Here is a 20,785-nt window from a genome sequence, read left to right on the forward strand (position 1 = left end):
ATAACTAATCGTATTTGGCTGTTATTTTTCTTTTCTCATTAAATCGTCCAATTTTTGGGACAATTTTTCTAATTGTTCTTCATTCCACGGAGAATTTCGTCGAAAATCAATAAAACGCATATTTATATTATCTTGGGTAATATTTTTTTCTGTTTTTTTGATTGTTTTATATAATTCGTACGCGGAAGTTCGTAAGGCACCTTGTGAAAAAATCACCCATTGTTCTGCTAAGTCACTCGTTGCGACAGTCACTTGCGTCAAACGAGTATTCAACTCTCCAGCGATGCGCTCGATATACGTATCTGCCGTTTCATCCTCTTTTGTGAAAACAACTTCTAATTGGTATTTTCGATAATTTTGTTGGATTCCCGGCACTAATTGTGCATCAAAGACAACGATTACTTCTAGGCCTTCATATTTTGCATAATTCGATAATCGATGCAACAAGGCTTCTCTGGCATCCGCCATTTTATCTTGCTTTTTCAGTGCCACTAATTCCGGCCAAGAACCGATCATATTATAGCCATCGACGATCAACAGCTGCTTCTTCATGCCTTATCCCCCTGACGCTGAGAAAAAGCCTGATACATCAGTAGTCCAGCCGCAACACTCGCGTTCAAGCTTTGAACATGACCGACCATAGGGATCGTTAACAATTCATCCATTTCTTTCTTCAAGCCTGCACTCATGCCACGACCTTCGTTACCGATCACTAACGCTATCGATCCTTTTGCATTCCATGATTGGAAATTCGTTCCTTCCATATCCGTTCCGAATACCCAAAATTGTTGCTCTTTTAGCTGCTGGACAGTTTGAACTAAGTTTGTCACACGAGCCACTGGCACGTATTCAACGGCGCCTGTCGATGTTTTCGTCACGATTGGCGTGATTCCAACTGCGCGATGTTTAGGAATGATGACACCATCCACCCCACTGGCATCTGCCGTTCGTAAAATCGAACCAAAATTGTGAGGATCTTCGATACTGTCCAAGATCAAGAAAAAGGGTGTTTCCGTTTTGCTCTTCGCCTGTTCCAATAGTTGATCCAACGTCAGATATTCATAAGGCGTGATGGCCAATACCACCCCTTGATGAACACCACGATCACTCAGTAGGTCTAATTTCTGCTTAGGGACCCACTTGACCGGCACCGATTGTTCTCGAGCAATATTTTTCAACTCTTCAACCTTGTCGCCCCGTGAATCTTCTTGAAGGAACAATTTATTTCCACGACCTTGTTGCAAAGCTTCAACTGTCGCATGATGACCAAATACAAAATTGTCTTCACTCGTTGTGTCCTCTTGACCAACATAAACTGTTTCCTTCTTGGCACTACGTTTCTCATTGCCTTTTGTAAAACGTTGAGAATCTTTTTTGTTTCGTTTTTGATAATTACGTTCTTTATTTTCTTTCCTCATGGGTTTCACCTACTTTCTCAATACACCAATTGATCAATTCTTCCATACGCTCGGTTTGTTTTGTTAGATGTAAGTAGCCCATCAAGGCTTCAAACCCTGTTGCAACACGATAAGTTGTAATATCTGCATTTTTTGCACTCGTATGGCTTTTGGCATTTCTACCCCTGCGATAGTAAAGTTCTTCATTTTCTGTTAACAGGTTTTCTTGCAACATTTGTTGGATCAAAAAAGCTTGTGCCTTTGCCGAAACATAGTGTGTCGCTGCTCGGTGCAGTTTATTCGGCTTTGTTTCACCTTTTTCAATCAAGTAATCTCGAATATAGATTTCGTAGATAGCATCTCCAACATAAGCAAGTGCTAAACCATTTAATTGTGTATGATCTCTCATGCTTCTCTTCTCCAACGAGTACCTTGTGGGGTGTCATCTAACAAGATACCTTTTTCTTTTAATTGGTCCCGAATTTCATCACTACGGGCGAAATCTCGGTTTTTTCTGGCTTGTGTTCGTTCTTCAATCAGTTGCTCGATTTCTTCATCCAACATTTCTGCTGTCGTAAATAAGATACCAAAGATCGACAACCATTGGGTAAATAGTGCCTCACTTTTGGATAGGATCGTTTTGGAGACAGTCGGTTGTTCCAAATACGTATTGACCCATTTTGCTAATTCATAGACAACTGTGATGCCGTTAGCCGCATTGAAATCATCGTCCATTTCTTTGATGAATCGTGTTTCTAATTGTTCCAGTTCTGATACCAGACTCTCATCTTCCGACTGGGCTTCTACCGCATTTTCAAAACGGAAGTTTAGATTATCAAACGTATTTTTCAATCGTTGTAAGTTTGTCGCTGCTTCTTTCATCGTTGCTTCACTATAGCGGATCGGTCGACGATATTGTGTGGTTGCCATAAAGAAGCGTAACACTTGTGGGTCTACCTCTTGTATCATTTCGTGGACAGTGATAAAGTTCCCTAAAGACTTACTCATTTTTTGATCGTCTTCACCAATCGTCACATAGCCATTGTGCATCCAATAGTTCGCAAATTTTTTACCTGTTTTCGCTTCACTTTGGGCAATTTCGTTCTCATGATGAGGGAACTCCAAATCTTGGCCCCCACCGTGGATATCAATAGTCTCACCCAAATGTTTCGTTGCCATCACAGAACATTCGATATGCCACCCTGGACGTCCTTCGCCCCATGGCGATTCCCATGAAATCTCGCCTGGTTTTGCTTTTTTCCACAAGGCAAAGTCTAAAGGATCTTCTTTTTGTTGCTGTTCGGCGCCAGTACGTTGACTTGCACCAATCTCTAACTCGTCTATCGATTGATCACTCAATTGACCGTAATCAGTAAATTTACGCGTACGATAATAAACATCGCCATTCGATTCATAGGCAAAACCTTTCGAGATCAATGTTTGGATGAACACACGAATATCTTCCATGTGATCCATTACTCTTGGATGGCTCGTTGCTGGCTGTACATTCAAGGCTTTCGTATCTTCTTCAAAAGCTTTGATAAAACGATCAGCAACTTCAGGCGCCGTGATCCCAAGCTCATTGGCAGCCTTGATGATTTTATCATCCACATCTGTAAAATTCGATACGTAGTTCACTTGGTATCCACGGTATTCCAAATAGCGTCGAATCGTGTCAAACGCAATCGTACTTCGTGCATTTCCAATGTGGATATAATTATAAACAGTTGGTCCGCAAACATACATTGTAACTTGTCCTTCTTTTAAAGGAATAAAAGTCTCTTTTTCTCTTGATAGCGTATTATAGATCTTTATCATTCTCATCCCCTACTTTCTCTCCATTGATTCGGACAACTTTTGCTGGTATCCCTACTGCAGTTGCCCCATCAGGTATATCTTTTAAGACGACTGCACCTGCACCGATTTTCGCATCTTTTCCTATGGTGATCGGCCCTAAGATTTGGGCGTTGGCGGACAACATTGCGCCTTTTTTGACAGTTGGATGTCTTTTCCCCGTTTCTTTTCCAGTCCCCCCTAAAGTGACACCATGAAACAAGACGACATCATCTTCGATTTCTGCTGTTTCTCCAATAACGATCCCCATACCGTGATCGATAAATACACCCATTCCGATCGTCGCTCCTGGATGTATCTCTATTCCCGTAATGAATCGCCAAAATTGGGCATTCATTTTGGCAATCAAATAGAGACGATGGCGATATAAATAATGGGAGAAACGATGCCAAAATAATGCATGTAGCCCAGGATAGGTCAAAATGACCTCTGCTGTGGTACGCGCTGCTGGATCATTTTTCTTTACGGCAACGACAGCTCGTTTAAACCATTCCATCTACTTCCTCTCCTTTCCTTTTTTGACTGTATGTAAGAACAATGAAAGACAACGAAAAAACGTCTTTTAATAAGTTTCCTTATTAAAAGACGCTATGAGGCGTGGTTCCACTTTTTTTCATAATCAAATGATTATCTCTAACAGGTAACGTCTGCTATTCGTTCTTCGCTACTTTCAAGGATTGATATTGATCAATCCCCTTCGCCAAGACCACTCCCAGAGGCATTTCAAAAAAGAACAATTGACAACTTACACCACCCGTTGACTCTCTTGAAATCATTCTTTTTTTACTTCTTTCTGTTCATCGTGTTTAGTTCAATACTTGATTTAAATGTGCTAAAGATTTTTCTTTCCCTAACAATTCGATTGTTTCTGGTAATTCAGGTCCATGCATTTGTCCTGAAACAGCGACACGGATCGGCATAAACAGGTTCTTTCCTTTTACCCCTGTTTCTTTTTGTACTGCTTTGATTGCTGCTTTGACTGTTGGTGCATCTACAACTTCCATTTGAGTAAGTTGTTCTTTGAAAGCTTTCAACACAGTCGGAACCGTTTCACCCGCTAATACTTCTTTGGCTGCTTCATCTAATACAGGGTGTTCGTTAAAGAATAATGTTGATACCTCAACGATTTCCGCTGCATAACTCATTTGTGGTTGGTACAGACGCACAATTTTTTTCACCCATTCGATTGTTTGTGCATCTGGATTTTCTTGCACACGACCATCAGCGATCAAATAGGGTAAACACATTTCTGTCAATGCATCTAGATCCATTTCTTTGATGTAATGGTTGTTCACCCATTGTAATTTTTTCGCGTCAAATGCTGCTGGTGATTTGCTCAAGCGCTGTGGATCAAACATTTTGATCAATTCTTCTTGACTGAACAATTCATCTTCACCGACAGGCGACCAGCCTAGTAAAGCAATAAAATTGAACATCGCTTCTGGTAGGTAGCCTAATTCACGGTATTGTTCGATAAATTGTAAAATCGATTCATCACGTTTACTTAATTTTTTGCCCGTTTCAGAATTGATGATCAAGGTCATATGCCCAAATGTTGGCGCAGTCCAACCAAATGCTTCATAGATCATTAATTGTTTTGGTGTATTCGCAATATGATCATCCCCACGTAATACGTGAGTGATCTTCATTAAATGATCGTCAACAGCTACTGCAAAGTTATAGGTTGGCATACCATCGCGTTTTTGGATGACATAATCCCCACCGATATTATCTGATTCAAAGGTGATATCTCCTTTGACCATGTCGGTAAACGCATATTCTGTATTGCGCGGCACACGGAAACGAATCACTGGTACAATGCCTTCTGCTTCTTTTTTCGCTTGTTCTTCAGGTGACAAGTTCGCACAAGTCCCAGCGTAATGAGGCATTTCGCCACGCGCACGTTGCGCTTCACGTTCTGCTTCTAATTCTTCTTCTGAACAATAGCATTTGTAAGCACGATTACTTGCTAATAACTGATCGATCCATGGTTGGTAGATTTCTTTTCTTTCAGATTGACGGTAAGGACCGTATTCACCTGGATTTTCAGGTGATTCATCCCATTCCATCCCTAACCATGCAAGATTCTCTAATTGGCTTTTTTCGCCATCTTCAATATTTCGTTTTTGGTCAGTGTCCTCAATGCGGATAATGAAATCTCCATCATTGTGACGGGCAAATAAATAATTGAATAATGCAGTTCGTGCATTCCCAATATGCAAATGCCCTGTTGGACTTGGTGCATAACGTACGCGTACTTTCGTCATTTTCTTCCTCTTCTTTCAAACTAGACTTTGAGACGCCAAAAACAACTGACAATACAATATCTTATCAGATTGTTTTGGGTTGGATCTCCTTTAGCGATAAATGTTGAAATTTAAAGCTACTCAGCACAAATTTTACCTTTTATACGTTAAATAGTAAAGAGATTATGAAAAAGTCATTCAAATCTACGTAAGAAGGCGGGAATCGAAAAAATAGCTTGACCTACTTTTCAATCCTCGCCTACTCCACCTACAACTGAGGAAGCAAAAACCATCTCTCTAAAAAATCTTACGATGTCTAACTGCCTCATATTTACCATATTGCGTTTTTATTTCGCTTTTTTCTCATTTTCACGCTTATTGTCGATTCCTCTACCCGCATGAGCAGGTTTTGCAAAGATCATTCGTCCGGCAGCTGTTTGTAGTGCACTCGTTACCACGACTTCGATCCGTTCATTCATGTAATGTTGCCCATCTTCCACGACCACCATTGTGCCATCATCTAGATAGGCAACTCCTTGTTGACGTTCGGTACCAGCTTTAACTACTAATACATTCATGTTCTCACCGGGGATAACAACTGGCTTCACTGCGTTAGCAAGTGCATTGATATTGAGAACAGGTACATTTTGAAACTCAGATACTTTATTTAGATTGTAGTCATTTGTCACAATGACGCCATCCAGTAGTTTTGCCAATTTGATCAGCTTACTATCTACTTCGCTGATGTCTTCAAAGTCACCGTCATACATCTCAACTGAAATACCTTCTTCTTTTTGTAACGCGTTCAAAATATCTAGTCCGCGACGCCCACGTACCCGCTTCAAGCTATCACCAGAATCAGCGATATATTGTAATTCATATAGGACAAAATTGGGAATCATCAACGTTCCTTCTAGAAATCCTGTTTTTGTAATATCGTAAATACGTCCATCAATAATGACGCTTGTGTCTAAAATTTTATATTTATGAAAATGATCATCTAATTTGCGTTCTAATAACTGACTTTCCACCTGACTAGGTGTTTCTTGCTCCACCTTTTTGCTTCTAGGTCCAAATATTTTCTTCCATTCTTCGATGCGGGTCGTTCCCATTCGCAAGCCCAAATAGCCAAGGATCACCATCAATAAGATGGGTAAAACACTGTTCACAAAAGGTATTTCAATATTGTAAAGTGGCGTTGAGATCACAACCCCCAACGTTAGGCCAATAATTGCACCGATTGCGCCAAATAAGAGATACGTCAAGCTGACCTCACTTAATTTTTCTTCGATTTGCTTGATGACTGCTGTTATATGTTTTGCCAATAGCAAAGATAATAGAAAGAAAATAAGTGCACCTAACAAGCTATTGGTAAAGGTGTTATTCAGCCATCCATTCGTCTGTTGACCGATCGCCTGCCAAGCTGTAGGTAAAAAAGAAATCCCTAAGCTGGCACCAACGATGATCATCAGTAAGGTGATGACACGTTTTTGCATCCTGTTTCCTCCATTTCATTTTGATTTTAGCGAAATACTCGTCTAAGAGTTTCATCAAGTGTAGCAACACCTACGACTTCGATACCCTCTGGAATATTCCAACCACCTAAATTATTTTTAGGTAAATATACTTTTGTAAAACCTAATTTTTGTACTTCTTTGACTCGTTGTTCAATTTGGTTGACTCTTCTGATTTCACCAGTCAGACCGATTTCTCCAATAAAACACTCCGTTGGTTGCGTTCCTTTTTCTTTGTAACTAGACGCAATACTGACTGCAATCGCTAAATCGATCGCAGGTTCATTTAATTTTACCCCACCAGCTGCTTTTAAGTAAGCATCTTGATTTTGCAACAATAATCCTGCCCGTTTTTCTAAGACTGCCATGATCAATGACACCCGATTAAAGTCTAGACCAGTCGTTGTTCGTTTGGCATTTCCGAACATCGTGGGCGTGACTAAGGCTTGGATCTCAACCAAGATTGGGCGTGTACCCTCCATGGCGACAACGATCGCTGAACCTGTCGCCCCATCCAATCGTTCTTCTAAGAAAATCTGTGAAGGATTGGCTACTTCTTCAAGGCCATGGGCGTGCATCTCAAAAATACCGATCTCATTGGTGGAACCAAAACGATTTTTGACGGCACGCAAAATGCGAAAACTATGATGTTGCTCACCTTCAAAATACAAGACCGTATCAACCATGTGCTCTAACATGCGCGGACCTGCAATCGAGCCTTCTTTCGTGACATGACCTACTATAAAGATAGCAATACCGTTTGTTTTTGCGATTTTCAATAGCTCAGCTGTGGTTTCTCGCACTTGACTAACACTCCCAGCAACACTCGTAATATCAGGTTGAGTCATTGTTTGGATCGAATCGATGATGACATAATCAGGTGAAATTTGTTCGATGGCTCGACTGATTTCATTCATATCTGTCTCTGCATACAAGTAAAACTCTGTGTCGATCGAACCTAGTCGTTCTGCACGCAACTTGATTTGGTCCGCACTCTCTTCTCCCGATACGTAAAGGACTTTTCCACCAATAGCAGCCAGTTGCTGTGATACTTGCAAGAGTAAGGTGGATTTTCCGATACCAGGATCGCCACCGATCAAAACCATCGAGCCAGGAACCACACCACCACCTAAAACACGGTTCAATTCTTCTAACTTCGTCTTTACTCGTGGTTCTTTCTTAGGAACCACCTCAGCGATTTTTGTTGGCTTGGCTTTTTCTCCAGTCAAACTCGTTCGTACTCTGCGGTCCGTTGTATCTTGTTCGATTTCTTCAACCATGGTATTCCATTTGCCACAATTTGGGCAACGTCCTAAAAATTTAGGCGACACATAGCCACAATTCTGACAAACAAATTGAACTTTTGCTTTTTTGGCCATTTCGGTGTACCACCTGTCTTTCATTTTACTTTTCTTGAATTAAAGATAACTTAAATCTACTTTACTTATTGGTCGGATGAACCAAATCCACCTTGACGAGCATTAGCGGTTTGATCTTGGTCCGCTTTTAAGAACGGTAGGAAGATTCCTTGCCCAATTCTTTCCCCTTTTTTGATCACTACATCTTTGAAACCAAAATTCGTGAATTGGAACATGATATGCCCTTCATTTGCTTCGTTATTATAATAGTCACTGTCGATCACGCCGACACCATTAGTCAAAATCAAAAAACGTTTTAATGGATTGCTCGAACGATTAGCTAATTGTAAGAACTCATCCTCACCCATATACGCTTTGATTCCTGTAGGCACTAAAACGGGTTTGATTTTCTTTTCCTCTGCTGACATTTCAGAGATCAGCGCATCTGATACAGCTGTTAGTCCTTGCTTGAACCCGGCTTTCCAAACACTTGGAATCACCACATCTTCTGCTGCTTCAAAATCATAACCGGCAGCGTGATGAGTCGCTCTTTGCGGCAATTGGATCTGTTGATCCTGATAACGTGTAATTACTTCAAAACCTCTTTTATTCACCGAATCCCTCCCAGAGTAAACTAGTTCTATTTTAACATACCAAGCGACTGAATACCCAAAGTTAACGAATTCTTCATGAAATTCCTTTCTCTACTTAAGAAACAAATTTATTGATTTTTTGAAAAAAAAGTTTATTAAAACATGACTTTATGATTGAAAACAAGTAGAATAGAGCAAAATCATTTCTGTGTAAAAAAGATTAGTTGAGGTGCTCCATGCGAAAAGAAATAATAGAAGCAAAACGAATTATTATAAAAGTAGGAACAAGCACGTTGATCTACCCAAATGGCAACATCAATTTGGGCGCGATCGATCAACTCGCTTTTGTTCTCTCTGACCTTCGTAATCAGGGGAAAGAAATCGTCTTAGTCTCTTCCGGTGCAGTAGGTGTTGGGATGCACAAGATGAATCTAACAAAACGTCCTACTACGATCCCCGCACAACAGGCGATTGCAGCAATTGGACAAGCTGAATTGATGAATATCTATAATCAACGGTTCAGTGTGTATGGTCAACAAACGGCCCAAATCTTAGTGACGCGAGATGTTATCGATTACCCTGAAAGCCGAAAAAATGTTGTCAATACATTAGAACAGCTACTAGCAATGGGAACCATTCCGATCGTCAATGAAAATGACACCGTCGCAGTTGATGAATTAGATCATCCCACCAAATTTGGCGACAACGATCAGTTATCTGCGATCGTTACCAAACTGATTGTCGCTGATCTACTCATCATTCTTTCAGATATCGACGGTTTTTATTCGGATAATCCAACCATCAATCCTGATGCTGAAATGTATCAAACAGTTACCGCGATCGATGATGAACTGATGGCTCAAGCAGGTGGTGCTGGTAGTGCCTACGGAACTGGTGGAATGGCAAGCAAACTAAAAGCAGCTTTAAGGATCTTTGAAGCAAATCGTCCGATGATCTTAGCAAACGGAAAAAATCCAGCCATCATTTTTGATATTTTAGCTGGAAAAGAAATCGGAACATTATTTAAGGAGGTTTTATAATGACTGATCTTAACCTACTTGGGAAACAAGCAAAAAAAGGCGCACGAGAACTTGCTTTGATGCCGACTAAACAAAAAAATGACTTATTGTTGCAAATGGCACAAACAATCAAGAGAAATCAACTAGCCATTCTTGAAGCCAATCAAAAAGACTTAGATCAAGCGACAGAAAATAATATTAGCGAAACAATGCAAGATCGTTTACGGCTAACACCAGAACGTATCCATACAATGGCGGAAGAAATCATTAAAGTGGCGCAACTAGACGATCCAATCGGAAAAGTCGATCACATGTGGCAAAACGAAGATGGTTTGTTGATTGGCAAGAAACGTGTCCCTCTAGGTGTCATCGGCATGATCTACGAATCACGCCCGAATGTGACAACTGACGCGGCCAGTCTCTCATTTAAATCAGGAAATGCAGTGATTTTACGAGGTGGAAAAGAAGCCTTCTACTCCAATCAACTGTTGGTTGAATTGCTTCAAGAAACATTGGAACATGCTGAAGTTTCGCCTTACGCGATCCAATTCGTGGATGATACCTCTCATGAGACCGCTGCAGAATTGATGCGATTAACGGATTATTTAGACGTATTGATTCCTCGAGGTGGTGCTTCGTTGATCAAACGTGTGAAAGAGCAAGCCACTGTACCAATCATTGAAACGGGTACCGGCAACAACCATATCTATATCGATAAAGAAGCACAATTAGCCATGGCAGTGGATATCATTGTGAACGCCAAAACATCTCGCCCTTCTGTCTGTAACGCTGCCGAGACTTTGCTGATCCATTCAGAGATCGCGCCTTTCTTCTTGCCATCTATTGAGCAAGCACTGGTTGAACATGGTGTCTCTCTACATGCAGATGCTCGCGCGTTAGATTATTTAGAGACCGCAACCTTAGCAGATGAAACCGATTGGGATACAGAATATTTGGATTATATTTTATCGGTTAAGATCGTTGATTCTTTGGACGAAGCAATCGAACATATCAACCGTCACAATACACAACATTCCGAAGCTATCGTGACGGACAGTTATACAGCAAGCCAACGCTTTTTAAATGAAGTTGATGCAGCTGCTGTTTACGTCAATGCTTCCACTCGCTTCACTGATGGTGCAGTATTTGGCTTCGGTGCAGAAATCGGTATTTCTACACAAAAACTCCACGCTAGAGGTCCAATGGGGCTAAATGAGTTAACAACGACGAAATACATCATCTATGGAGATGGACAAATTCGTAAATAATGTTTCACGGGAAACATTTTATGTGCGAGTTGTCTTTCATAATAAAGTTACGTAAAAATCAGATTATTCTTTATTAAAAGAAAAAAATAAGACGACATCCACAAAATTTTAAAATAAATTTCGTGGATGTCGTCTTGTTTCTAAAGAGTGAATACTATTAGTACATTCTCCCTTGATAGACTATTCTTCCGTTAATTGATCAAATAAAGAAAAGCCATCAAACGTTTCTCCATCGTAATAGCGCAATAATTGTTCACTCGTCAGATTTGTGGTAGTTTCTTTTTCCTCTTCCGATTCAAGAAGAAGTTGTTCACGATAGATTCGGTAGGTCTCTGCTAACTGTTGTTGTATTTTTGCCCTTGAATTAGCCTCCGCATTGATCGTCGGTAGCTCCTTGATCAACCCCCGATAAATCAACTGTTCATCTACCCATTCAACAGGTAGTTCGACCATCGTCAAACCTACCTCTTTAAAATATTCTTCGATCATCATCTAAGCCTCACATTTATGTCTTGCTTGCATTTTAGCTTATCTAACTGAAAGTTGCTAGCGACAACATAGAGACTTCTTTATTTATTTTTGGATCGTCGCCAAAACTGCACGTGAAACTGGACCGACAAATAATAACTGTAACGGCAACGCCATGATCACATTCATTTTCCAAGCTGTAAGATAGGCAGAAAGAAATTGTTCTGGGATCCCTTGTTCAATAACAATACCGAATAATGACATACATGTCACCATACCTAAAACCATGAGACATGAAATCGTGAGGATCATTTGCATTTTATTTTGTTTATTTATAGGTAATTTGAAAGCAATCTTTTTCGCTACTACTCCTACGATAAAAACATCTAAGATAAATGCCACGATAAATCCTGGTATAAGGCCTACGAATAAGTTTGATACATGTAATGCATTATGTAACCATAGATTATAGATACTCATCCCTAAAACCATCAGGAAACACATCATCGTTGTAAAAATAATTCCTTCTTTTTTGTTTGTTGGCACTTCAATCACTCCTTTTCATGAAAAACAGCATAGCATAAATGAAATTTTTTCGTAAGTTTTTATTTTATTTTTTCATTGAGCTACATTTCTTGACTTAATTTAGAAAATATATTGGAAAATAATTAGATTTACGATAGAATAATATTAGTAACACCGAAATAAAAATAACATTTTCTTATCAATTAAATAAAGAAAAGATTATAATTAGGAGGATATTTGATGAAAGTAAGGATTTTGCTTGCATCGATAATGTTATTAAACGCATTATTGTCGCCATGTATTGCTTTAGCAGAAACAGTAACAACCAATAATCAGCAAACCGAAACCACCTCAAGTTCAATCACCGACGAAAAAACAACGAATGTAATATCTCCAACTACCATTTCAACCACCAATGAAGAGATACCCCCACCTAGCACTGACACACCAACTATAATAGGAACTCCCCAATTAATAGGAGAAAGCTATAAGGATGGTGTCAGTAAACCGAAACGAATCAACTTATCAGCGACTGAAACTATGCAACAAACATTTATTGAAGATGAGGAAAACAAAAAAACAACACACAGCTACATTAGTGGAAACACAATCTATGAAATCAATTCCACGGATGTGCAAGTCCCTAACCCCGAACTACTGATTCATCCACGATCCAGTTAGCTGTCTACACTGGAGATGTCTCACAAACCAAACAAACTTTAGCTTATTATCTTGCACAACAGTTTAAAACTTATCAACTCTCACTCGAGAATCTCACAGATATTCTTTCAATTGATCCAACTTTAGCGATCAATGAAGATAGTTTATTTGCTTTGATCCAAGAGTATTATCCGCAGGTCACAGAAAAAACCACTATTCGAGAAATAGAGGAATTGACTGATCAATATGGGAGTGTGCAACAACAATCACTAACTGATACATTTAATCAACAACCTAATGAAAAAGTATTCTCTGGAAACATTCTTTTGAGTCGAAAAATCGTATTATCCAATCAGGAAACATACTTTTTTGTCGAAAGTGCTACGCAGTCCGGTTGGATTTGTGCAGAAAATTTAACTTATCATGCTTCTAAAATAATAAACCTTTCTGAAAAAGGAAAATTAACAGAAAATCATGCAAAAATTTATTCCACTTTAGATGATGCATGGCTTGAAAAATCTGCAATGCAAGCTGATCTTGAAACACTTTATGAAGTAAATCAACAAATACAAATCAATAATCGTTCATTTTATAAAATATCCCATGACAATGTTGTGGTGGGGTATGTTGATCAGAACGACTTCAACAAATTAGGACAAGGTGATCCAGACACAACTGAAAAAGAAAATATTACACCTACTATACCTTCGAATAGTAGTGTCAATGATACAAATCATTCACCTAGCGAAAGAAGAACAGAAACTTCAATTAGTTACTCAACACATGTGCGTGGACATGGGTGGATGCCCACCTCAAAAAATGGTGAGTTGTCTGGTACAGAAGGACAAGGACTACGCATTGAAGCAATACGTGCCAATCTTACTTCTTCCCTTTCTGGCTCGATTGAGTATAGTTCCTATGTTGAAGGAACTGGCTGGCAAGACTGGGTATCAAATGGAGCAATATCAGGAACGGAGGGGCAAGGTCTTCAAATCGAAGGAATTAATATGCGGCTCACAGGAGAATTGGCTGAAAATTATAACCTTTATTACCGAGTTCATGTTCAAAAACTTGGTTGGCTACCCTGGGCAAAAAATGGAAATCCTTCTGGAACATCCAGCTTTGGTTTCCGAATCGAAGCTATCGAAATTCAATTAATTAGCCGCTCCCAACAAGGTCCTGAACTTGGAGATTCTTACGTCCAAAGAGCATCTATAAATTATTCCACGCATGTACGCGGGCAAGGTTGGCTTCCTGAATCTTCGAATGGGGAAATTTCTGGAACAGAAGGACAAGGATTACGTATTGAAGCGTTACATGTCAATCTCTCTTCTGCCTTTTCTGGATCAATCGAATATACTTCCTATATTGAAAATCATGGTTGGCAAAATTGGGTATCAAATGGAGGGATATCAGGAACAGAAGGACAAGGTCGTCAGATTGAAGGAATCAGGATACGACTGACAGACGAACTTGCAACACATTACAATATTTATTACCGAATCCATGCTCAAAATCTAGGTTGGTTACCTTGGGCAGAAAATGGAAATAGTGCTGGTACATTGGGGTACAGTTATCGTATTGAAGCAATCGAAATACGTCTGCTACCCAAAGAGCAAACTGGGCCACCAACGGGTGAATCTTATGTTGAAAAAACTCCTTCTGTCTTAGCGAACGCTCACGTAGCCTCTAAAGGATGGCTACCAGAACAAACAGCCGAGACACAAGTTGGAACGGTCGGACAAGGACTTAGCTTACAGGCACTTCAATTAAAATTAACGGAAAACAGTTATGAAGGTGGTATCGTTTACCAATCCCACCTGGCACATCGTGGTTGGGAAACTTCATGGATTCAGGAAGGACAAACTTCAGGGACCGTTGGACAAAGCTTAGCATTACAAGCTGTCCGAATTAATTTGACCGGTGATATCAGTCACCACTATGATATTTATTACCGTGTCCATTCCCAACACTTCGGCTGGTTAGACTGGGCAAAAAATGGAGAATCAGCTGGCACACAAGGTTACTCATATCGTGCAGAGGGCTTACAAATAAAACTAGTCGAAAAAGGGCAAGCTCCCCCAGGTCAAACAGCTCGTGCCTTTCGAATTGCCCCACCTAAGGTTTCCTTTGATGGTCATGTGTCTGGTATTGGTTGGGTCAATCGCAATGGTCTAAGTAATTCAATCAATCATGCGAATCAAGGGCGTCAATTTGAAGCAATTCGTGCACAATTAGAACAAAGTGATTACTCTGGTGGAATTAGATATGATTCACACATTTCATCAAGTGGATGGACGAATCCTGTTGAGAATGGAGCAATATCAGGTTCGGTCGGACATAGTCGTGCACTCCAGGCCTTCTCTTTTCAATTAACAGGTGAATTATCTGAAAAATACGATATTTACTATCGTTCATTCGTCCGTTCACGCGGTTGGTTAGGTTGGGCTTCAAATGGTCAAAAGGCAGGCTCAGTTGGAATGAGTCTGCCTGTCGAAGCAATTGAAGTCACGATTGTAGAAAATGATCGAAAACCAGCAGGTTACCAAGCAAATCAACTGACTATATTAGGTCAAATTGACACTTCAACACCAGAAGGAAGATTTGTCAATTCTATTACACAAAGTGCAAATCGAGTTGCTCCAGCATACGGATTATACACTTCTGTCATGCTTGCTCAAGCAATTTTAGAAACCGGCTATGGTACAAGCTTCTTGGCACGCAATGCGAACAATTTCTTTGGAATGAAGTTCAAAGATGGGGAAGATGAAGGAAAATATGAGTACGTTTGGCATGTCTCAAATGAAGTTGTCAATGGGATCACGATACCTGTTAATTCGAAATTCCGTGTCTATCAAAGTACCGATGAATCTTTCATCGACAATGCTGTAAAATTAAAATACGGCGTACCTTGGGATCCTGTTCGCTATCGTGGAACTTGGAAAGTTAATACACGTTCTTATCGAGATGCGACCCAAGCCTTAACTGGAACATATGCAACTGATCCAAATTATGGCACAAAATTGAACAACATCATTGAACGTTGGCGTTTGGATCAGTTTGATTGATCTGATCTTTTATACAAAATATCTACCTGGCATTGTTTGAAAATGCCAAGTAGATATTTTTTATTGATTAATTCGCATAAAAGCCAATTCCTTCATATCTCCACCCTAATGGTGTCAAAGAATCTCTTTCTACTGAACTTAATGTGTAATGATGTGTTCCGATAGTTTCATTTGGGTTAAATAGTCGATAAATTGGTTTAGAACCTCCAGAATAAAAACTTAGCCCTTCATATCTCCAGCCTAGTGGGGTAAGGAAGTTGATTTCTGACTGAGCCATTGTATAATGATGATCCCCATTATTTGGATTATACAGACGATACACTGGTTGACCACTATTTGGTGCTTGCCATGCAATTCCTTCGTATTTCCAACCAACTGTTGATAAATAGTTTTTCTCTCCCGCATTTAATGTGTATAAATGTTGCCCTGTACTTTTATTATATAAGCGATACATCGGTGAAGAACTAGAGTCTGGCGTATCATATTGTGTCAAATTATAGGTCTCAATAATATTATTCAATGTTGAACCATAGTTTGGTGCTGTCGCGTAACGCCCTGTTAACCATGCTGTGGCATCTTTGTACGAAGAGGTATTACTTTTCCAAGCACCTGAGTAATAATACACACCTGATTGGAACGAAGTTGTTTTAAGAACAGTTACATTATCCTGTAAAGATTCTGCGTACGAAGGATATTTACGAAAAGCAGCATTTACAGTGATCCATTGCCCATTTACAAACTCAGAAGTTGGCATTGTCACGGATTGCCCATTATAACTTCCCTTTATTCCAAATAAATTGTAATTAGGTGCTGAAGCTAGCGTACTTTTCCCCCAGCCACTTTCAACAATCGCTTGAGCGATCATAACTGAAGCATATAAGTCATTCGCGCTTGCTAAGGTCTGTGCACTTGCAGCAATGCTATCAATGAACGCTTGTTGCGCATTTGAAGAACCACGTGCTGAAAATGCTGCTATGCCAGGATTTTCAAATTGTGATAAATCCGCTTGATGTGTGTGTGTTAGTTCTTCCCCATTTGTCAGAGGATTCGTAATAGATTCAGTTTTTTCCACATTTTCCGTAGGCTGTTCTGTCACATCGTCAGCTTGTGTCGAAACGGTGGTTTCAACAGAATTATTTATCCCTACTTCTTCTGCAAATACAGTAAAGTTGGTAGTCACAAGACTACTCAGAACAATTGCACTAAATAATAAATTTTTTGCTTTCATTACTTCTCCTTTATTCTTAAAAATAAAATAATTTAATGTGTTGCATATGATAACAGAAATATACACTCTCTTTAAACATCATACACTTTTTAATTATACATAGATTTCAACATTTTTCAGTATATAAATTCTTAAGATTTAGAGGAGTCTTTATGCCATTTTGTAACTTTCTATTTTTTGAAGTCGATGATTATTGGCTCAAATCAAAAAATAAAAAACTCTTAGAGGCTTGCCGGCATAGTTTAGAAATACATCTACTATTTCCAAACCCATACGCGCGCTCTAAGAGTAACATTCCTATTAAATTTGGTGGAAAAAACTAGTCCTTAATTTAGATACCTAATTCCCTTAACCCATCCTCTATCGAAGTCAATTCGCGTCCTAATACTTTTTCAAAATCATCAGAAGTTACATCTAACTGATTATTACGAATATCATTTTGGATTGCAGTCGTCATTTCTGCACCACCTTGAGAAAATCCCGACGCTGTTAGTTTGTCTGTAAATTCACCTGGAGCCAACGAAAGGATATCTAAAGATTTCCCACTTACTTTAGCAACTTGTTCTGCCAAGGCTTGATAGGTGATTGGTTTTCCAGATAATTCTAAGACCTCAGGATAATCCATTCCTGCTAATACTTTTGCAGCTACTTCTGCATACTCTCTCTTTAACGCCCAACCGGTTTTCCCTTCGCCAGCTGCATAAACAAACTGACCAGTTTTCAATGCTACGCCAATCAATGGCATCTCATTTTCTAAGTACCAGTTATTTCGTAAAAAGGTATGTTTAATACCCGATTCTTTGATGATTTTTTCTGTAAATTGATGGTCTGGAGCCAAGATACTAGTCGAATGATCTGCATCCGCAAAACTAGTATAGGCAATAAAAGAAACCCCTGTTTCTTTTGCTGCTTCTACAACATGTTGATGTTCAGCTTGTCGGTTTCCCGGTACACCTGATACAAATAATAGACGATCGATGCCTTGTAGCACCTGTATCATCGTCTCACGATCAGCATAATCGCCGATACGAACTTGAAGACCTGCTTCAATTAATTTCTGTGCCTTTTCTTCATTACGAGCAAGGACATAGATTTCCTCCAAGGGAACCAGTTTCTTTAATTCTTCTAAAGCGTAGTGTCCAAATCCTCCAGTTGCTCCTGTTACTAAATAAGTCATATTCCCACTCCCTATTGATTAATTATTTTTGTTCATATAGCTGTACATTTTTAAAATACACCATTATCATAAAGAGTATGCTAAGATAAGTCAAGAAATCAAGTTGAAAGGATGGATTTTAATGAAATATTCTCTACAATTAAGCGATGCGATCCACATCTTAGCTTATATCCACATATTTCAAGGAACTGATTTACTTTCAAGCGACATGATTGCAAGTAGCATTGAAACGAATCCAACAAATGTTCGAAAAATCATGAGTCAATTAAAAAAAGCAGATCTTATCCATACAACAAGCGGGAAACCAACACCCGTACTTGCGAAAGCTCCCGAAAATATCAATTTATTGGAAATTTATCGAAGTATTGAAGGCAACACGAATTTGATCCAAGTAGATCCAAAAACAAATCCGAATTGCGTGGTAGGCGCTAATATCCAAGAAGTCTTGGCTGCAACTTATTCTCGATTACAAAAAAAAGTGGAAGAAGAAATGGCAGTAATCACTTTAGATGGACTCATTAAACAGATTGCATTATCAGAAAAAGAAAAACGTCCAGAAAACCAGCCGCTCGTGGAAAAATTTCTTTAATTTGATGTAAATCAGAGTCACTTTTAGTTATCTAAAAATTAAAATAACAGTTTTATATTATTATTACTTTTATAATAGATTAAATAATCTTCGTACTGGAAAAAAATTGCTGTTTTCTTTTTATTTATTCGGTAAAATCAAACTATGAAGATAACTAAAGGAGGAAATTTTATGAAAGATTGGAAAAACGATTTTTGGGAATCTGATTTAGATCATGGCTACGAAATGTTTATTGAAAAACGTGTTCATGGATGTTTGTTTACAAAAGAAAAAATCATCGCAAAAGTCACAGAAGAAAACAAGAAGGAGTATGACATACTTATCCAGTTAACAGACGACGACCAATTCTATGGTCTGTCTTGCAGTTGCTCCCACGAAGACACAGGTCATTGTCCTCATGTCGTGGCTACCTTGTTCAAATATGAACAGGAAAAAGAGCAGAGAAAAGCAAATGAACTGGTTAAGTTGATTTCTTATGCAAATGAACAAGATATTCAAGACTTTCTCTTAATTCTTTTAAAAGAGAACCAAGAACTAGCTCAACGATTCCAAGAACATACTACAATCAATAATATGGACGATTACGATAAAATGATTGTTATTTTAGAAAAACATACCCATTATTCTGGAAGCAATATTCATGATCGTACACTTCAAAACATCAATAAAGAACTGTCTGAATTTTTAAACAGTCTTATTGATACATCCATCGCAAAAAATCAGATCCTTCATGCATTCGAATTAATGAACAGAATAGTTGAACACTTTGACTTAGCAAAGGTACATAATGTAGAAAATGATATCAGCCTTATCATGCATCAATGTTACTCTCTATGGAAAAAATTACTTAGACATGCATCTGAGCAAGAAAAACAACGAATATATTCTAAACTTTTGGCTAAAATAAATAACGCAAGCCAATCTAGTTTTTATATCCAACAAATTTTACATGAAGAATTCCCCGAACAGTTCTCTGATCAGGATCAGCAAAAACTTGATCAAACATCTGAAAATAACGGACACTTAAACTATAAAAACAAACGACTTCTATCCATTCGCCAAATGGAAAATTTGAATTATACAGACAATCAAATTCATCAACGTGCACGCGAAAGCTGGCAATCTCCAACTATACGTTCACAATATATTGACTATCTGATACAAAAGAAAGCATATGAAGAAGCAATCACTGTTTTGAATGAAAGTATTGTATTAGATCAACACTCTTCTGATATGGTCACCTTGCATCGCTATGCATTAAAAAATCTTTATCATAAACTAGGGGAAAAAGAGCTGTATGCGGAACAAGTCTTGCATCTTCTATTAGAGGGAGAGACCGTTGATATGAATTTGATCCATCAATTGAAAAAAACATATTCGATTGATCAGTGGGAAGAGGTACGTGAAAACTTATTTGAAAAATTAAAATATCGTACAGACGTTGGATTGTTTTATTCAAAAGAAAGACGTTATGATTTATTGTTGGATTATGTCCTCAAGTCACCTGGACTGGAAGAAGCAAGTCGCTATTTTTCTTTCTTGAGAAAGCAATTTCCAGAAGCACTTCTTCAAAAATATGAATACGAATTACGGCGGATGGCTGCTGAGACGACTACACGTTTACGTTATCATAAAATGGCTTTGTTGATCGCTGAAATGGCCACCCTCCCTAGTAGCACCATCTCTGTTCAATTACTGATCAAAGAACTAAAAGAAAAATACCCACGCAGAAAAGCGATGCTAGAAGAATTGAGAAAATTAGAAAAAACGTATAAATAATGTAGCCGTAGCGACCCTATTCACAGTCCGTACTTCAAAAAG

Annotated in this window: 19 protein-coding genes and 1 other annotated feature; of the genes, 6 read left to right on the top strand and 13 right to left on the bottom strand. The window is 38.8% G+C overall.

Going from position 1 to position 20,785, the window contains the following annotated elements; all coding sequences use genetic code 11:
• Positions 1 to 21: 21 nt before the first annotated feature.
• From CYK55_RS12685 to CYK55_RS12725, 9 genes are all read right to left on the bottom strand, one after another.
• A complete protein-coding gene (locus tag CYK55_RS12685) occupies positions 22 to 552 on the bottom strand; it encodes an NYN domain-containing protein (RefSeq protein ID WP_010734066.1) in 531 nt (176 codons plus the stop codon).
• Positions 549 to 1,418, bottom strand: a complete 870-nt coding sequence (rlmB, locus tag CYK55_RS12690; RefSeq protein WP_126134383.1) for a 23S rRNA (guanosine(2251)-2'-O)-methyltransferase RlmB — start codon at positions 1,416 to 1,418, stop codon at positions 549 to 551. The genes CYK55_RS12685 and rlmB overlap by 4 nt, the downstream gene beginning before the upstream one ends.
• On the bottom strand, positions 1,402 to 1,806 hold the full coding sequence (locus CYK55_RS12695; RefSeq protein WP_010734064.1) for a Mini-ribonuclease 3: 405 nt from the start codon (positions 1,804 to 1,806) through the stop codon (positions 1,402 to 1,404). Before CYK55_RS12695 ends, rlmB begins: the two co-directional genes overlap by 17 nt.
• The gene (gene cysS / locus CYK55_RS12700; protein WP_034688625.1) at positions 1,803 to 3,215 is read right to left on the bottom strand and encodes a cysteine--tRNA ligase; all 1,413 of its coding nucleotides are present in this window, start codon (positions 3,213 to 3,215) and stop codon (positions 1,803 to 1,805) included. The genes CYK55_RS12695 and cysS overlap by 4 nt, the downstream gene beginning before the upstream one ends.
• Positions 3,199 to 3,747 carry a serine O-acetyltransferase EpsC gene (gene epsC / locus CYK55_RS12705; RefSeq protein WP_034688627.1) on the bottom strand — a complete coding sequence of 183 codons (549 nt, stop codon included), beginning with the start codon at positions 3,745 to 3,747 and terminating at the stop codon, positions 3,199 to 3,201. The genes cysS and epsC overlap by 17 nt, the downstream gene beginning before the upstream one ends.
• 82 nt (positions 3,748 to 3,829) lie before the next feature.
• Positions 3,830 to 4,061: a binding site (T-box leader), on the bottom strand.
• The gene (gene gltX, locus CYK55_RS12710; RefSeq protein ID WP_010734061.1) at positions 4,058 to 5,518 is read right to left on the bottom strand and encodes a glutamate--tRNA ligase; all 1,461 of its coding nucleotides are present in this window, start codon (positions 5,516 to 5,518) and stop codon (positions 4,058 to 4,060) included. Its footprint overlaps the feature before it by 4 nt.
• Before the next feature lie 326 nt (positions 5,519 to 5,844).
• Positions 5,845 to 6,993, bottom strand: coding sequence for a PIN/TRAM domain-containing protein (locus CYK55_RS12715; protein ID WP_019723035.1), 1,149 nt, complete (start codon positions 6,991 to 6,993; stop codon positions 5,845 to 5,847).
• A gap of 26 nt (positions 6,994 to 7,019) precedes the next feature.
• Positions 7,020 to 8,390 carry a DNA repair protein RadA gene (radA, locus tag CYK55_RS12720; RefSeq protein WP_019723034.1) on the bottom strand — a complete coding sequence of 457 codons (1,371 nt, stop codon included), beginning with the start codon at positions 8,388 to 8,390 and terminating at the stop codon, positions 7,020 to 7,022.
• A gap of 65 nt (positions 8,391 to 8,455) precedes the next feature.
• The gene (locus tag CYK55_RS12725; protein WP_034688630.1) at positions 8,456 to 8,983 is read right to left on the bottom strand and encodes a dUTP diphosphatase; all 528 of its coding nucleotides are present in this window, start codon (positions 8,981 to 8,983) and stop codon (positions 8,456 to 8,458) included.
• A gap of 215 nt (positions 8,984 to 9,198) precedes the next feature.
• Between CYK55_RS12725 and proB the strand changes: the two genes are divergently transcribed.
• Both proB and CYK55_RS12735 read left to right on the top strand, forming a co-directional pair.
• On the top strand, positions 9,199 to 10,002 hold the full coding sequence (proB, locus tag CYK55_RS12730) for a glutamate 5-kinase (protein WP_034688632.1): 804 nt from the start codon (positions 9,199 to 9,201) through the stop codon (positions 10,000 to 10,002).
• A complete protein-coding gene (locus CYK55_RS12735) occupies positions 10,002 to 11,249 on the top strand; it encodes a glutamate-5-semialdehyde dehydrogenase (protein WP_034688634.1) in 1,248 nt (415 codons plus the stop codon). Before proB ends, CYK55_RS12735 begins: the two co-directional genes overlap by 1 nt.
• A gap of 180 nt (positions 11,250 to 11,429) precedes the next feature.
• On the opposite strand, the gene CYK55_RS12740 is transcribed toward CYK55_RS12735, so the two are convergent.
• Both CYK55_RS12740 and CYK55_RS12745 read right to left on the bottom strand, forming a co-directional pair.
• Positions 11,430 to 11,738, bottom strand: a complete 309-nt coding sequence (locus CYK55_RS12740; RefSeq protein ID WP_034688677.1) for a hypothetical protein — start codon at positions 11,736 to 11,738, stop codon at positions 11,430 to 11,432.
• A gap of 84 nt (positions 11,739 to 11,822) precedes the next feature.
• Positions 11,823 to 12,263 carry a DUF2798 domain-containing protein gene (locus CYK55_RS12745; RefSeq protein WP_019723030.1) on the bottom strand — a complete coding sequence of 147 codons (441 nt, stop codon included), beginning with the start codon at positions 12,261 to 12,263 and terminating at the stop codon, positions 11,823 to 11,825.
• A gap of 216 nt (positions 12,264 to 12,479) precedes the next feature.
• On the opposite strand from CYK55_RS12745, the gene CYK55_RS12750 reads away from it, so the two are divergent.
• Together CYK55_RS12750 and CYK55_RS12755 are read left to right on the top strand one after the other, a co-directional pair.
• Positions 12,480 to 12,923 (top strand): hypothetical protein, encoded by a 444-nt coding sequence (locus tag CYK55_RS12750; RefSeq protein WP_164546252.1) that lies wholly within the window; start codon positions 12,480 to 12,482, stop codon positions 12,921 to 12,923.
• Between the two features lie 152 nt (positions 12,924 to 13,075).
• A complete protein-coding gene (locus tag CYK55_RS12755) occupies positions 13,076 to 15,970 on the top strand; it encodes a glucosaminidase domain-containing protein (RefSeq protein WP_126134385.1) in 2,895 nt (964 codons plus the stop codon).
• Between the two features lie 67 nt (positions 15,971 to 16,037).
• On the opposite strand, the gene CYK55_RS12760 is transcribed toward CYK55_RS12755, so the two are convergent.
• Both CYK55_RS12760 and CYK55_RS12765 read right to left on the bottom strand, forming a co-directional pair.
• Positions 16,038 to 17,198 carry a glycoside hydrolase family 73 protein gene (locus CYK55_RS12760; protein ID WP_126134386.1) on the bottom strand — a complete coding sequence of 387 codons (1,161 nt, stop codon included), beginning with the start codon at positions 17,196 to 17,198 and terminating at the stop codon, positions 16,038 to 16,040.
• A gap of 331 nt (positions 17,199 to 17,529) precedes the next feature.
• Positions 17,530 to 18,375: an SDR family oxidoreductase gene (locus tag CYK55_RS12765; RefSeq protein WP_034688639.1), complete on the bottom strand. Its 846-nt coding sequence runs from the start codon at positions 18,373 to 18,375 to the stop codon at positions 17,530 to 17,532.
• A gap of 121 nt (positions 18,376 to 18,496) precedes the next feature.
• Between CYK55_RS12765 and CYK55_RS12770 the strand changes: the two genes are divergently transcribed.
• The gene (locus CYK55_RS12770; protein ID WP_019723027.1) at positions 18,497 to 18,964 is read left to right on the top strand and encodes an Rrf2 family transcriptional regulator; all 468 of its coding nucleotides are present in this window, start codon (positions 18,497 to 18,499) and stop codon (positions 18,962 to 18,964) included.
• A 171-nt stretch (positions 18,965 to 19,135) separates the two neighbouring features.
• Positions 19,136 to 20,743 carry an SWIM zinc finger family protein gene (locus CYK55_RS12775; RefSeq protein WP_034688641.1) on the top strand — a complete coding sequence of 536 codons (1,608 nt, stop codon included), beginning with the start codon at positions 19,136 to 19,138 and terminating at the stop codon, positions 20,741 to 20,743.
• Positions 20,744 to 20,785 lie beyond the last annotated feature (42 nt).

It is taken from the genome of Enterococcus mundtii (genome assembly GCF_003957375.1).
GTDB classification, from domain to species: domain Bacteria; phylum Bacillota; class Bacilli; order Lactobacillales; family Enterococcaceae; genus Enterococcus_B; species Enterococcus_B spodopteracolus.